The organism is Methylorubrum sp. B1-46 (assembly GCF_021117295.1).
Taxonomy (GTDB): Bacteria; Pseudomonadota; Alphaproteobacteria; order Rhizobiales; family Beijerinckiaceae; genus Methylobacterium.
Map to the genome: position 1 here is coordinate 1,718,978 of NZ_CP088247.1, position 12,611 is coordinate 1,731,588.

Here is a 12,611-nt window from a genome sequence, read left to right on the forward strand (position 1 = left end):
TCGGGTCACGCGCTCGCGCGGGCGGCCTTGTAGAAGTCCTTCCAGTCTGCGCGCTCCTTGACCACGGTCTCGAGGTATTCGCGCCAGACGATGGCGTCCTGCACCGGGTCCTTCACCACGGCGCCGGCGATCCCCGAGACGAGGTCGTGCGCCGAGAGGCGGCCGTCGCCGAAATGCGCCGCGAGCGCCAGCCCGCTGCCGACGACGCTGATCGCCTCCGCCGTCGAGAGCGTGCCGGAGGGCTGCTTCACCTTGCTCTTGCCGTCCGCCGTGACGCCCTCCCGCAGCTCACGAAAGATCGTGACGACGCGGCGGATCTGCTCGGCGCCCGGCGGCTCGGCCGGGATCTCGAAGGCGCGGCCGAGCGAGGCGACGCGGGTCTCGACGATGGCGATCTCGGCCTCGATCGTGGCGGGCGGGGGCAGCACCACGGTGTTGAAGCGGCGCTTCAAGGCGCTCGACAATTCGTTGACGCCGCGATCCCGGTTGTTGGCCGTGGCGATGAGGTTGAAGCCTTTTTGCGCCGCCACCTCCTCGTTCAGCTCAGGGATCGGCAGGGTCTTTTCCGAGAGGACGGTGATGAAGCTGTCCTGCGTCTCGGAGGGGATGCGGGTCAGCTCCTCGACGCGGGCGATGCGGCCCTCGTTCATCGCCCGCATGATCGGCGAGGCCACCACCGCCTCGCGGCTCGGGCCCTTGGCCAGCAGCAGCGCGTAGTTCCAGCCGTAGCGGATCGCCTCCTCGCTGGTGCCGGCGGTGCCCTGCACGATCAGGCGCGAGGTGCCGCAGATCGCCGCCGCCAGATGCTCGCTGACCCAGCTCTTGGCGGTGCCCGGCACGCCGAGCAGGAGCAGCGCCCGGTCGGTGGCGAGTGTGGCCACCGCGACCTCCATCAGGCGCCGGTCGCCGATATACTTTGGCGTGACCTCGAAGCCGGAGGCGAGCCGGCCGCCGAGCAGGTAGGTGACGACGGCCTGCGGCGACATCTGCCAGTTCGGCGGGCGCGGCCGGTCGTCGGATTCGCGCAGCGCCGCGATCTCCTCGGCGAAGGCGTCCTCGGCGGCTTGGCGCAGCTGCGCGGTCTTGACGGCGTGGGTCGATGTCATCCTTGGGCCGTTCCCCCTGTGGTGGTCTCCGGTCGGAAATCGCGCCGGATCGCGGCGCGCAGTTCCAGCACGCCGGTCAATCCCGTGAGCTGCGTGCGCAGGCGATCCGCATCCTCCTCCGGCAGCCGCGCCAGGATGGCGGCGGCGGAGGCGGCACTGTCGTCGCTCGGCCAGAGCCGGTCGCCGAGGCGGGCGATCACCCAGGGCTTGGCCAGATCGCGCCGCAGGGCGTCCGAGCCCCGGGTGACGAAGGCGAGCCAGTCGAGCAGGGTGGCGCTGAAGCTTTCCGAGAAATGCTCGGGGCCCTGGGCCAGCACCGCCAGCACCACCTCGATCTTGCGGGCGCGGATCAGCGCGCCGACGCGGGCCTCCCACGCGGCGTCGGGCAGGAGGTCGAGCGCCTCCGCCCACATCCCGAGAACCTCGTTGGTGCGGCGGACGCCGGTGACCTTGCCCTCGTAGGCCTCGGCGGTGATGTCGGCCATCGCCTCCGCCCAGGCCGGGTCGAGGGTGCGCTTGGCCGCCGAGAACAGCCCGTGGAAGACCGGGTCGGCCCACTCGCTGCGGAGTGCCAGTTCGATCCAGAGCCGCGGCGGATGCTCGGCGAAGGCGTGCAGCGGCGCGCGTGCCAGGATCGCCCGCAGCAGGCCGGCACGGGCGCCGCCGCCGCGCCGCTCCCATTGGTTCGCCTCGACGCCGTCGCGGGCCAGTTCCGGGCTCTCCTCCGGCAGGGTGACGACGAGGCTGTGCGTGGTGCCGCCCAGCAGCTTGCGCTTGCTCTCGACACTCAGTGCGGCGCGAGCGCGCGCTGCCATGCGCTCGGCATAGCGCGAGTCGGGAAGCCTCGGCAGCAGGTGCTGCGCGGCCAGCCGCACCCCGTTGGCGCGGTCATCGAGGCAGGCCTCGAGGAAGGGTTCGTCGGCCTGCGACAGGCCGGTCGCCAGGGCGTGGACCAGGGCCTCGCGCGCGTCGGCCTTCTCCTTGCGAAAGACCGGCTCCAAGGCGGCGCGCGCGCCTTCCGGATCGCGGTCGCGGAGGGCGGTGAAGGCGGCGCGGCGCTCGGCCACCGTGCCCTCGGTCCAATCCGATGCGTCCGCGGTCTCCGCTCCTTGGTCCGGGGCCTCGCCGCAGGCGCGGGCGAGCCAGTCGAGTTCGGCGCCGATGACGGCGGGGGCGGTCGTCGGCAGGCTGTCGCGCTGCTGCATCAGCACCTGGAACAGCCAAGCGGGCGGGCGCGAGCCCGCGGCGGCGGCGAGTTCGAACCATTCCTCGACGCGGCTGCGCGCGCTGTATCCCTCGGTGAGGAGGCCGTAGAGCCGCGTGGCGGCCGCGGGCGGACATTCGGGCCCGAAGGCCTCGCGCGGTTCGATCGGCGCCAGCGCCTCCGGCCCGAGTTCCGTGCCGGCGAGATGGTGGACGCCCTCCGCCGCGAGCCGCGCCAGCAGGGCTGCGCCGGGATCGCTCTCCGCGACAAGTGCGGTCAGCGGACCGGGCGCGGGCGGCGGGGCGCGCTCGGCCCCGAGAAGCGCGGCGGCGAGCGTCGGCTCCCAGCCGTCGGTGACGCGATCGGCAGCGTCCATCAGGCCACCTGCAGCAGGACCGGCTGCGCACCCTGCGCCGGCATCGCGTAGAGGCGACCTTGCGCGATGAGAGCGAGCGGATGGAGGCCATAGCCATCGTAGAGGCCGAACAGATCGACCGGCCGGCCCGCCGCCACCGCGAGTAGGCTCGGCAGGCGCGGATCGGCCCCGAGCGCGAGGCTGCCGGTCTCGTCGCCTGCCGCGAAGGCCGCCCTTCCCCCGGTTGCAGTCGCGAGACGGCCGAGACGCACATTCGCGAGCCGCACCGGCCAGCGCTCCAGCCAGGGGGCGCGTGCCAGCACCTCGGCGAAGGTGTCCCGCGCCGCCGCGACGCTGGCCGCACCCGGCAGCACGGCTTGCGCCGCGGAGCCGGCGCGGCCCTCGCGGAAGACGGCCCGCAGCGGCGGATCGCCGGGCTGGAAGGCGAGGCTGCCGAAAAAATCCTGGCCGGCGGCGGGGGCCGGCGGCAGGGGCGAACCGCTGGTTCCGTAATCGATCACCTGGGCCAGGGCGCCGCTCTCACGGCCGACGAGCCAGACCGAGCGGGCGGTGAGCCGGTCCTCCTCCTCGACCGCGTGGGCCAGCACCGCCCAGGTGTCGGCCTGGTCCGGCCGGGCCGCCATCTCCTCGGCGGTGACGGGGTAGCCGAGCGCGGCGCGCACCCCCGCCGCCTGCTCGGCCGTCAACGCATCGAGGCGGCGCGCGGCCCGCAGCAACAGGGCGAGGCGGCCGAGGCCGAGGCCGAGCGCGGCTTCCGGCCGGGGCGCGCCGGGCTGGGGCGCGGCGGCGATCAATCCCGGCAGGGCGCGCACGCGCCGAGCGAGGCCGGGGGCCTGCCCGTCCACGAGGCGGCCGGCCATGCGGTCCCAGAAGGCGTAGGGCTCGCCCCGCGCGGCGGCGAGCCCGCGCCGCATCAGGTCGCGCAGCCACAGATCGAGTTCATCGAGCGCCGCCGCGACCCGGTCCTCGCGGGCCTGACGGCGCTTGGCCTGCGCCCGCTCGTCGACCGGCTTGGCGGGTTCCTTCGCCCGGGTCTCGGCCGCGGCGGCGCGGCTGTCGCGTCCCTTCATCCAGGCGGCGGCCCAGTCCGGCGGCTCTGCCTCGGCGATGGCCAAAGCGGCATCGACCAGCATCAGGCCGAGGGCGTGCTTGCAGGGGAACTTGCGGCTCGGGCAGGTGCATTTCGAGGCCGGGCCGGCGAGATCCGCCACCGTGCGGTAGGGGCTCGCCCCGCTGCCCTTGATCTCGCCCCAGATGACCGTGCCCGCCCGGCCGAGGCCGACCCATTTCTGCGGTTTCGCCTGATCCTGTCCGGCCTTGCGGCTCGATGCGTCGGGGGCGAGATCGAGGATCTGGGCAGTCGTCAGGCTCATGCGGCGTGCGGTGTCATGTCCGTCAATCGAATCAGCTAATCAGGCTCAGTCTAGACAAATCAGACCGACGGGCAAGTTCGATGCGGAATTCTCTCCTGTTCAAGTACGCCGACAAACGTCTTGCCGACGAATGATTCGCGACTAATCTAAGAATTATTCCAGAATGTCCCCGGACAGATCGCCGGCGGCCGCATCGGTGACGGCGTGGCCGGCATAGCTTAGCTGTCCGCCGCGATTGTAAGTCTCCCGGTCATCGGGCGTTTCTCTTCGAACGCGACGGCACGGCAGGCGCTTTGTGAGCACCCCGAACCGTTTGGATCGTGGTCGGCGTTCAGCCCTGCTCGTCGGTGTTGCGCCATTCCCGCTCGAAGGGCAGGCGCCAAGCCTGCGGCGCCACGAGCTGGTGGATCGATTTCGGGCCCCAGGAGCCCGGCGCGTAGAGCCGTACCGGCGGGGGCGCCTCGAGCAGCGGCGTCGAGACCTCCCACAGCCGCTCGATGCCCTCGGCCGTGGTGAAGAGCGTGTGGTCGCCGCGCATGGCGTCGAGGATCAGCCGCTCGTAGGCCTCCAGCACCTCGCCCATCAGGCCGGTGTCCTTCATGTTGAACTGGAGCGAGAGCTTGTCGAGCCGCATCCCCGGCCCCGGCCGCTTGCCGTAGAACGAGAGCGACATCTTCGAGGCGTCGGCGAGATCGAAGGTGAGGTGGTCGGGTCCCTGCGCGCCCACACCCGAATTGACCGGGAACATGCTTTTGGGCGGTTCCCGGAAGGCGATCGAGATGATGCGCTGTCCCTCCGCCATCCGCTTGCCGGTGCGCAGGAAGAACGGCACCCCGGCCCAGCGCCAATTGTCGATGCGGCACTTGAGGGCGATGAAGGTCTCGGTGTCCGATTGCGGATCGACGCCGGGCTCGGATCGGTAGCCGGCATATTGCCCGCGCACCACCTCGCGCGGGTCGAGCGGCAGCATAGAGCGGAACACCTTGTTCTTCTCTTCCGAGATCGGGCCGGGTTCGAGCGAGGTCGGCGGCTCCATCGCCATGAAACCGAGGATCTGGAACAGGTGGGTCACCACCATGTCGCGGTAGGCGCCGGTCGCCTCGTAGAAGGCGGCGCGGGTACCGAGCCCGAGCGTCTCCGGCACGTCGATCTGCACGTGGTCGATGAAGGTGCGGTTCCAGATCGGTTCGAACAGGCCGTTGGCGAAGCGGAAGGCCAGGATGTTCTGCGCCGGCTCCTTGCCGAGGAAGTGGTCGATGCGGAAGATCTGGTCCTCGGAGAAGACTTCGTGCAGCCGTTCGTTGAGCGCCACCGCGCTCTCCAGATCGGTGCCGAACGGCTTCTCCATGACGATGCGCGAGCCCGCCGCCAGATCCGCCTCGGCGAGCAGGCGCACCACGGTGAGCGCGGCGGCCGGCGGCACGCTGAGATAGTGCAGGCGCTGGCTCTCCTGACCGAGGCTCGCCTCGGCCCGCCCCACCGCCGCGGCGAGCGCCGCGGCGCCGGCCGAGAGCGGCACGTAGTCGAGCCGCTCGGCGAAAGCCGCCCATTCCCCGTCCTTGGCCTGCCGGGTGAAGAACCGGTCGATCGCCTTGTGCGCGCGTTCGCGGAACGCCTCGACGCCGATGTCATCGAGCGACACGCCGACGATCCGCAGGTCGGGGATGAAGCCGGCGCTGAACAGGTGGAACAGGCCGGGCAGGAGTTTCCGCTGGGCGAGGTCGCCGGTGGCGCCGACGAGGACGACGACCTGCGGATGTTTCGGGCCGACGCCCGCCCCCAGCCGTGACGCGCGCGATCCTGCCAAGCGTGCCTCCCCTTCGGCGCGCCGGATGCGCGCGGTAAGTGAGGTAGGGCCTGCGCGATTCGTGCCAAGCTTGTGCGGGCGATCCCGCGCTTGTCCGTGCCGGCCAGGCGCGGTGACGCATCGCGCGCCCGGCCGGCCCGCCCCATTTCCAGGGCCATGCCTGCCGAAACCTTCGATGCCACCGCCGCCCGCCTGCGCGCCTGCCGGCTCTGCCGCGACGCGCCGCTCTACGGCGCACCCCTGCCGCATGAGCCGCGCCCCGTGGTGCAGGGCAGCGCCACCGCGCGGCTGTTGATCGCGAGTCAGGCGCCGGGCAACCGGGCGCATCGCAGCGGCATCCCGTTCAGCGATCCGTCGGGCCGGCGCCTGCGGGCGTTGCTCGGGCTCGATGAGGCGGCGTTCTACGACTCCACACGGGTGGCGATCCTGCCGATGGGCGCCTGCTTCCCCGGCCTCGATGCCAAGGGCGGCGACCGGCCGCCGCGGCGGGAATGCGCGCCGGCTTGGCGGGCCGACCTCCTCGCCGGCCTGCCGCGGCTCGATCTGATCCTGGTGATCGGCCAGTACGCGCAAGCCTGGCACCTCGGGCCGCGACCGGGTGGCCTCACCGAGACGGTTGCGGGCTGGCGCGCAATCCTCGACGCCTCGGCGCGGCCGCGGGTGCTGCCCCTGCCCCATCCCTCCTGGCGCAACAACGGCTGGCTCCGGACGAACCCGTGGTTCGAGGCCGACCTTCTGCCGGTGCTGCGGGCCGAGGTGGCGCGGGTGATGGTGGATACGAAGAATTGAAATTCTGGAGCGTGCGTCAACCGTACGACCGCCAGCCTGCACCACCTGGAGAACTCCAGCGTTGACAGGCAGCCGCCTTGGGGGGATCGCTGCCGCGCCCAAGCCACCGACGCGTGTCACCGACGAGAGCCCGATGCCGGAGAGTGCCGACCCCCGCGACCGCCTGATCGTCGCCCTCGACCTGCCCGATGTGGCGGCGGCCGAGCGGCTGGTCGCGCGCATCGGCGATGCGGCGACCTTCTATAAGATCGGCTACCGGCTAGCTTACGCGGGCGGGCTCGACTTCGCCGCGCGGCTGGCGCGCGCGGGCAAGAAGACCTTCCTCGATCTCAAGCTCCACGACATCGGCAACACCGTCGAGGAGGGGGTGCGCTCGGCCTCCGCGCTCGGCGCGACCTTCCTGACGGTGCATGCCTATCCGCAGACCATGCGCGCGGCCGTACGCGGGCGCGGCGCCGGCCTGAAGATCCTCGCGGTCACCGTGCTGACCTCCTACGACGATGCGGATGCGGCGGAGGCCGGCTACGCCCTCCCCGTCGCCGAGCTCGTCGCGCGCCGCGCAACGCAGGCGGCCGAGATCGGCATCGACGGCATCGTCTGCGCGGCGGCCGAGGCGGGTGCGGTGCGCGCGCGGATCGGCCCGTCGGGGCTGATCGTGACGCCCGGCATACGGCCTGCGGGCGCGGAGGCCGGCGATCAGAAGCGGGTGATGACGCCGGGGCAGGCGCGGGCGGCGGGCATCGACCACGTGGTGGTCGGGCGCCCGATCACCGGAGCGGACGACCCCCGCGCGGTCGCGCAGAGAATCGTTGCCGAGATGGAGGACGCTTAGACATGACCAAGGGCTATTGGATCGTGCGGGTCGATGTGAGCGACGCGGAGGCCTACAAGGCCTACGCGGCGGCCAACGGTGCCGCCTTCGCCCGCTTCGGCGGCCGCTTCCTCGTGCGCGGCGGCGCCTTCGAGGCAGTGACGGGGCAGGCGCGGGCGCGCAACGTCATCGTCGAGTTCCCGAGCTACGACGACGCGCTGGCCTGCTGGAACTCCGACCTCTACCAATCGGCCCGCGCCCTGCAGAAGGGCGGCGCGGAGGCCGACATCCTGGTGATCGAGGGCTATGACGGCCCGCAGCCCGTCGTCTCCGAGCCGGCGCCGACGCCGGGCACCGCATCGGAGTAAGCAGGTCTCGAACAGATCCCTGAGATCGCCCGGCCGCCTCAGCGGCCCCCTGCCCGCAGGGCACTGAGCAGGAAGGCGATCATCACCGGCAGTGGCGGCTCGATCGTATTGGGCTGCCGGCCGACCAGCATCGGGTGGCAGTAGCGGGTGACCCCGGCCTGAAGGCAGGCTGCGGCGCTCTTCGGGTCGGCGACGGTGAAGGCGCCCTCGCGCATCCCGTCGGCCACCACCCGCGCGAGCACGGCGCCGATGCGATCGACATGGGCCTGGCACACCCCCCAGCTCTCGCTCATCGCTGCCTCGACCATCTCGTGGACGCGCGGATGCGCCTCGAAGCGGCGGCGGCAATCGTCATGAAGCGCGGTGATGATCCGGCTGAGCCGCTCCGGGGCATCGAGGTTCGGCGCGTCGGCGATCGTGGCGATCATCGCCTCGATCTCGCCGGTCAGTTGCTCGACCACCGCCTCGTTGATCGCCTTCTTCGACTCGAAGAACCGGTAGACGTTGGCCGGGCTCATCTTCAGCGTGCGGGCGATATCGGCGACCGTGGTCTTCTGATAGCCGATCTCCTGGAACGAGCGGGCCGCCGTCTCCACGATCCGGTCACGCGTCGTCGGGGTGGCGTCTTCGACAGGAGGAAGGATCTGGGCCGTGGCGGCGGACATCGTTGTTTGTACCTAAGCTTCGACACCGGCCGCGTCAAAGCGGCTTGATGCGAGCGGTTGGCTTCACAAAGCACCAGAGGGGCACGCTGTTCCAACGCCCCCGCTTGCGCCCCGGAACCGGGTCGCTCCGGCCGTGCTTGCCCCGGAATCGCCGCTTCCGAAAGTGCGTGCCGGTCATGCACGGTGCATCGTCGCAACCATCGGAGAGCGGCTGTTTTCCGCGGATGGAACCTCTCATGAAGCTCGAAGGCAAGGGGGCTTCTGATCACCGGCGCCGATTCCGGGATCGGCCGGGCGACGGCGGTCCTGTTCGCGCAGGAAGGCGCGGATGTCGCGATCACCGGCAACACCGATGCGGCGGGCATCGCCGAGACCGCATCCCACGGTGAGGCCGCCGGCCGAGGGGCGCTCGTCATCCGGAACGATGTCGGCCGGAACGATGTCGGCGATCCGACCTCGGTCGCCGCGACCTTCGACACGGCCGCGCGCGATCCCGGAAGGCTCGACAGGCTGCCTACCCGCAGGTTTTGCGGCGGCAGCGACCCGATGATCGGCCGTAGGACGTCCGATTTCGGAGAGGATACTTTGTCCGCAGCCCAACCGGCATGCGCACATCACGCGCGGCCTTGCCGTTCACCGCACCGGATGGTCAGCCTATCGAAGGCTCAGGCGTCGCTGTGACGCCCGAGCAGCGTGTGCGGGAAGCGACTACGAGCCGAATTGCGAGCCGAGCTGTTCCAGATACTCCGCGAGGTCGAGGCCACCGACACGCCGGCCGTACTCGAAGCGCATGCCGCGCCGGATATCGACCTGGGTCGAGCGGGTGTTGAGCGTGAAGGGCCGGACGCAGACCCAGGCGCCGTCGGTGCGGTGCTCGAAGAAGCCGAGGATGTCGTGAGGGGCGGCCATGGTTCATCTCGCGGGTGGGTGCGGAGAACCAACGGAGGCGGCGCAGAAGAGTTCAATCGTCCCGCCGTCCTTTCTCTCGCTTTTCTCTCGGCCAAGCTTGCCTTTCTGTCCTTCGAAGCTTCGAATGGCCAAGCTTGCTCTTCGGCCGATTTGCATTGCCAAGATTTGGCGCGTCGTTTCGGAGGCTGATCCGATCCTGCCTCAGCGCCGACCGGTCGAGCCGAAGCCGCCCTGCCCGCGTCCGGACGCGGGCGCATCCGGCTCGGCCGTGCCCTCGCGGATCTCGAAATCCGGCCGGAACACGCGGGTGAAGACGAGCTGTGCGATGCGCTCGCCCGGCTCGATGCGGATCGCCGCCCGGCTGCCGGGCGGGTTGCGGTTCCAGGCAGAGATCATCAGCGGCCCCTCGTAATCGGCGTCGATCACGCCTGTGCCGTTGCCGAGCACCAACCCCTCCCGATGGCCGAGGCCGGAGCGGGCGAAGACCAGCCCGCACCAGTCGGGATCGCCGATCCGGACCGACACGCCGGCGGGGATCAGCGCCGGCGACGCCTGCGGTTCGAGGAGCAGCGGCGCATCGAGGCAGGCATGCAGGTCGAGCCCCGCGGCCGCCGCGCTGCCCCAGCGGGGGAAGCCCCATCCGATCAACCGCGGATCGAGGAGGTGGAGGCCGACCTTCGGGAGGGAATCTGGCAAAGGGGTCTTCTCGACGTCCGGATGAGAGGGCGGGACGAGCTTTCCGCGAACCGCGCGGTCAGGGCAATCCTGGGCGGGGACGGATCAGGGGGGGACGAGCGGATGGCGCGCTGGGTAGCGGGGCTGGACGGGTGCCGCGGCGCCTGGGCGGGTGCCCTGATCGATCTCGACGCCCCCACGCGCTGGCGCTGCGCCCGTTTCCGGCGGGTGATCGATCTGCTCGGCGGGCCGGAGGCACCGGTCTGCGCCGGCATCGACGTGCCGATCGGCCTGCCCGACCGGGTGAGGGGTGGCGGGCGCTCCGCCGATCGGGCGGCGCGGGCGTTTCTCGGGGCGGGGCGTTCCAGCGTCTTCCCGGTGCCGCCCCGCGCCGCGGTCTATGCCGCGAGCTACGATGCGGCCAAGGCGCTGTCGCGGGCTGGATCCGAGCCACCCTTCGCGCCCTCGATCCAGTGCTGGAACATCCTGCGCTACGTCCGCGAGGTCGACGACTTGCTGCGCGGGCGGCCGGATCTCGCGACGCGCCTGCACGAGGTGCATCCGGAGGTCGCCTTCTTCCGCCTCAACGGTGACAGGCGTCTCGCCGCGGGCAAGAAGGGCCCGGCCCGCCTCGAAGGGCTTTCCGCGCGCCGGGCGCTGCTGATCGCTGCCGGGCTGCCCGAGGCGCTGGTCCGATCGGCACCGCCGGCGGGGATCGGCGCCGACGACCACCTCGACGCCATGGCGGCCCTCGTCGTCGCCCGCGACATCGCGGCGGACCGGGCCGAGCCGCTTCCCAACGCGATCGAGCGCGACAGCTATGGTCTGCCGATCGTGATCTGGGCGCCCGCTGCCCCTGATCGCCCCGATCCGGCCCCCATGCCGTGAGGAGTTGAGCCCGTGACTGACCGCCCCGACGCGGGCCTGCCCGCAGACTTGCCGAAGCGCGACATCGCCCGCGCCCTGGTCTTCGACCCCGCCAACCGCCTGCTCCTGATCGAGTACGAGGCCACCCGTCCCATCGATCCGGCGAGGCCCGAGGCCCGCGGCTTCTGGTTCATGCCCGGCGGCGGGCTGGAGCCGGGCGAGAGCCACGAGGCCGCGTGCCGGCGCGAACTCTCGGAGGAGATCGGTGTCACGGAGGTGGAGCTCGGCCCCTGCGTCGCCGTCTGCGACGGGCCGTTCCACCTATTCCGCAAGCCGCGCTGGGCCCGCGAGCGCTACTTCGTGGTCCGGCTCGCGAGCGATGCCGTCGATACGAGCCGGCTCGCCGAAACCGAGGACAACCCCGTGCGCGGCACCCGCTGGTGGCCGCTCGCCGAACTTGCTGCCTCGGCCGAGCGCATCGAGCCCGCCGGCTTGGCCGAGTTGGCGCAACGAATCGCCTCCGGCGACGTTCCGGACCAGCCCGTCCGCCTCGACTGGCAGAACGCTTGAGCCTTTTCGCGCGGGAGGCCCGCCGCCATTCGCGGCGAGGTCTGCCGACGCGTGCAGGCCCGGCGCCTGACGCGTCGTCGGCAGGATCGTGTCCGATCCGGCCCTTTCAGGCGCGCCATGGAATCGCGCCCGCTACTCAGGATGTGCGCAAGCGCATCTGCCGGAGGGGATGGATTTCGAGCGTCAGATCGTTTGGTTAGCGCGTCCCACGACAGCAAGGATGAAAGGATAACCGCCCATGTTCCCGCAGGTTCTGACCGATGGCTATCGCAGCTTTCTCGGCGAGCGGCTCCCGAGCGAGCGGCGCAAGTACGAGACGCTCGGCAAGGAAGGCCAGGAGCCTGAAGTGCTGCTGATCGGCTGCTGCGACAGCCGCGTCGCCCCGGAGGTGATCTTCGACACGGGGCCTGGCCAGATCTTCACGATCCGCAACGTGGCCAACATCGTGCCGCCCGCCGAGCACGACACCGCCTATCACGGCACCTCCTCGGCGATCGAGTTCGCGGTCCAGGCCCTGAAGGTGAAGCATATCGTCGTGCTCGGCCACGCCACCTGCGGCGGCATCAAGGCCGCGGGGCTCGGCGCCGACCCGCTCTCGTCCGGCAACTTCATCGGCCGCTGGGTCTCGCTGGTCGAGCCGGCGAAGAAGAAGCTCAGCGAGGCCGGCGACACCCCGGAGAAGGAAGGCTTCCTCACCCGCCTCGAATACGCGATGGTCGCCCAGAGCCTCGAGAACCTGATGACCTTCGACTTCATCCGCGAGGCCGTCGAGGCCGGCCGGCTGCACCTGCACGGCGCGCATTTCGGCATCGTCACCGGCGAGCTGCGCATTCGTGACCCGAAGACCGGCGAGTTCCAGTCGGTGGTCGAGCGCGACGGTCAGACGCTCTCCGCCTCCGCCCTGATCGGCTGCACCCAGGCGTAAGACGCCTCGCGGCCGCGTCCAACGGCTTCCGACAAACCCGCGGCGCCTCCGATTTTGGAGGCGCCGTTTTCGTATTCGTCAGCCGCGATAGGCGCGCGGCGCCCGTAACTCGTTCATGAGACACGCGCACGAAAAGAGGCGGCGGACCTTCCGGTCCGCCGCCTTC

Annotated in this window: 14 protein-coding genes; 7 read left to right on the plus strand and 7 right to left on the minus strand. The window is 71.1% G+C overall.

The features are described from left to right. Positions 1-5: 5 nt before the first annotated feature. The 4 genes from LPC10_RS08050 to zwf form a co-directional block, all read right to left on the minus strand. A complete protein-coding gene (locus tag LPC10_RS08050) occupies positions 6-1,106 on the minus strand; it encodes an AAA family ATPase (protein ID WP_231346227.1) in 1,101 nt (366 codons plus the stop codon). Further along, positions 1,103-2,686, minus strand: coding sequence for a DUF5691 domain-containing protein (locus tag LPC10_RS08055; protein WP_231346228.1), 1,584 nt, complete (start codon positions 2,684-2,686; stop codon positions 1,103-1,105). The genes LPC10_RS08050 and LPC10_RS08055 overlap by 4 nt, the downstream gene beginning before the upstream one ends. Then, a complete protein-coding gene (locus LPC10_RS08060; protein ID WP_231346229.1) occupies positions 2,686-4,059 on the minus strand; it encodes an SWIM zinc finger family protein in 1,374 nt (457 codons plus the stop codon). Before LPC10_RS08060 ends, LPC10_RS08055 begins: the two co-directional genes overlap by 1 nt. Before the next feature lie 331 nt (positions 4,060-4,390). Further along, positions 4,391-5,866 (minus strand): glucose-6-phosphate dehydrogenase, encoded by a 1,476-nt coding sequence (gene zwf, locus LPC10_RS08065; protein WP_231346230.1) that lies wholly within the window; start codon positions 5,864-5,866, stop codon positions 4,391-4,393. Between the two features lie 156 nt (positions 5,867-6,022). Here zwf and LPC10_RS08070 point away from each other — a divergent pair, with 156 nt between their 5' ends. The 3 genes from LPC10_RS08070 to LPC10_RS08080 all read left to right on the plus strand — a co-directional run bounded on the left by LPC10_RS08070 (position 6,023) and on the right by LPC10_RS08080 (position 7,834). Beyond that, positions 6,023-6,655 carry a uracil-DNA glycosylase family protein gene (locus tag LPC10_RS08070; RefSeq protein ID WP_231346231.1) on the plus strand — a complete coding sequence of 211 codons (633 nt, stop codon included), beginning with the start codon at positions 6,023-6,025 and terminating at the stop codon, positions 6,653-6,655. Between the two features lie 133 nt (positions 6,656-6,788). Next, positions 6,789-7,487, plus strand: coding sequence for an orotidine-5'-phosphate decarboxylase (gene pyrF / locus LPC10_RS08075; RefSeq protein ID WP_231346232.1), 699 nt, complete (start codon positions 6,789-6,791; stop codon positions 7,485-7,487). Between the two features lie 2 nt (positions 7,488-7,489). Continuing rightward, entirely contained in the window at positions 7,490-7,834 is a 345-nt protein-coding gene (locus LPC10_RS08080) for a DUF1330 domain-containing protein (protein ID WP_231346233.1), read from the plus strand. A 38-nt stretch (positions 7,835-7,872) separates the two neighbouring features. On the opposite strand, the gene LPC10_RS08085 is transcribed toward LPC10_RS08080, so the two are convergent. Then, entirely contained in the window at positions 7,873-8,499 is a 627-nt protein-coding gene (locus LPC10_RS08085) for a TetR/AcrR family transcriptional regulator (RefSeq protein WP_231346234.1), read from the minus strand. Between the two features lie 306 nt (positions 8,500-8,805). Here LPC10_RS08085 and LPC10_RS25675 point away from each other — a divergent pair, with 306 nt between their 5' ends. Beyond that, positions 8,806-9,180 (plus strand): hypothetical protein, encoded by a 375-nt coding sequence (locus LPC10_RS25675; RefSeq protein ID WP_370644717.1) that lies wholly within the window; start codon positions 8,806-8,808, stop codon positions 9,178-9,180. A 27-nt stretch (positions 9,181-9,207) separates the two neighbouring features. On the opposite strand, the gene LPC10_RS08095 is transcribed toward LPC10_RS25675, so the two are convergent. Continuing rightward, on the minus strand, positions 9,208-9,408 hold the full coding sequence (locus LPC10_RS08095) for a hypothetical protein (protein WP_096484556.1): 201 nt from the start codon (positions 9,406-9,408) through the stop codon (positions 9,208-9,210). 201 nt (positions 9,409-9,609) lie between these two features. Continuing rightward, positions 9,610-10,104, minus strand: coding sequence for a dUTP diphosphatase (gene dut, locus LPC10_RS08100; RefSeq protein ID WP_231346235.1), 495 nt, complete (start codon positions 10,102-10,104; stop codon positions 9,610-9,612). Positions 10,105-10,206: 102 nt separating this feature from the next. Here dut and LPC10_RS08105 point away from each other — a divergent pair, with 102 nt between their 5' ends. The 3 genes from LPC10_RS08105 (at position 10,207) to LPC10_RS08115 (ending at position 12,445) form a co-directional block, all read left to right on the plus strand. Continuing rightward, complete coding sequence (locus LPC10_RS08105; RefSeq protein ID WP_231346236.1) at positions 10,207-10,971, plus strand: DUF429 domain-containing protein; 765 nt, start codon at positions 10,207-10,209, stop codon at positions 10,969-10,971. Positions 10,972-10,983: 12 nt separating this feature from the next. Then, entirely contained in the window at positions 10,984-11,520 is a 537-nt protein-coding gene (locus tag LPC10_RS08110) for an NUDIX hydrolase (RefSeq protein ID WP_231346237.1), read from the plus strand. A gap of 238 nt (positions 11,521-11,758) precedes the next feature. Next, the gene (locus LPC10_RS08115) at positions 11,759-12,445 is read left to right on the plus strand and encodes a carbonic anhydrase (RefSeq protein ID WP_231346238.1); all 687 of its coding nucleotides are present in this window, start codon (positions 11,759-11,761) and stop codon (positions 12,443-12,445) included. Positions 12,446-12,611: the final 166 nt, after the last annotated feature.

Coding starts and splice junctions, on each gene's coding strand:
- LPC10_RS08115 (WP_231346238.1), top strand. CDS start 11,759: ATGTTCCCGCAGGTTCTGACCGATGGCTATCGCAGCTTTCTCGGCGAG.
- pyrF (WP_231346232.1), top strand. CDS start 6,789: ATGCCGGAGAGTGCCGACCCCCGCGACCGCCTGATCGTCGCCCTCGAC.
- LPC10_RS08080 (WP_231346233.1), top strand. CDS start 7,490: ATGACCAAGGGCTATTGGATCGTGCGGGTCGATGTGAGCGACGCGGAG.
- LPC10_RS08095 (WP_096484556.1), bottom strand. CDS start 9,408: ATGGCCGCCCCTCACGACATCCTCGGCTTCTTCGAGCACCGCACCGAC.
- LPC10_RS08070 (WP_231346231.1), top strand. CDS start 6,023: ATGCCTGCCGAAACCTTCGATGCCACCGCCGCCCGCCTGCGCGCCTGC.
- LPC10_RS08105 (WP_231346236.1), top strand. CDS start 10,207: ATGGCGCGCTGGGTAGCGGGGCTGGACGGGTGCCGCGGCGCCTGGGCG.
- LPC10_RS08055 (WP_231346228.1), bottom strand. CDS start 2,686: ATGGACGCTGCCGATCGCGTCACCGACGGCTGGGAGCCGACGCTCGCC.
- LPC10_RS08050 (WP_231346227.1), bottom strand. CDS start 1,106: ATGACATCGACCCACGCCGTCAAGACCGCGCAGCTGCGCCAAGCCGCC.
- LPC10_RS08085 (WP_231346234.1), bottom strand. CDS start 8,499: ATGTCCGCCGCCACGGCCCAGATCCTTCCTCCTGTCGAAGACGCCACC.
- LPC10_RS08060 (WP_231346229.1), bottom strand. CDS start 4,059: ATGAGCCTGACGACTGCCCAGATCCTCGATCTCGCCCCCGACGCATCG.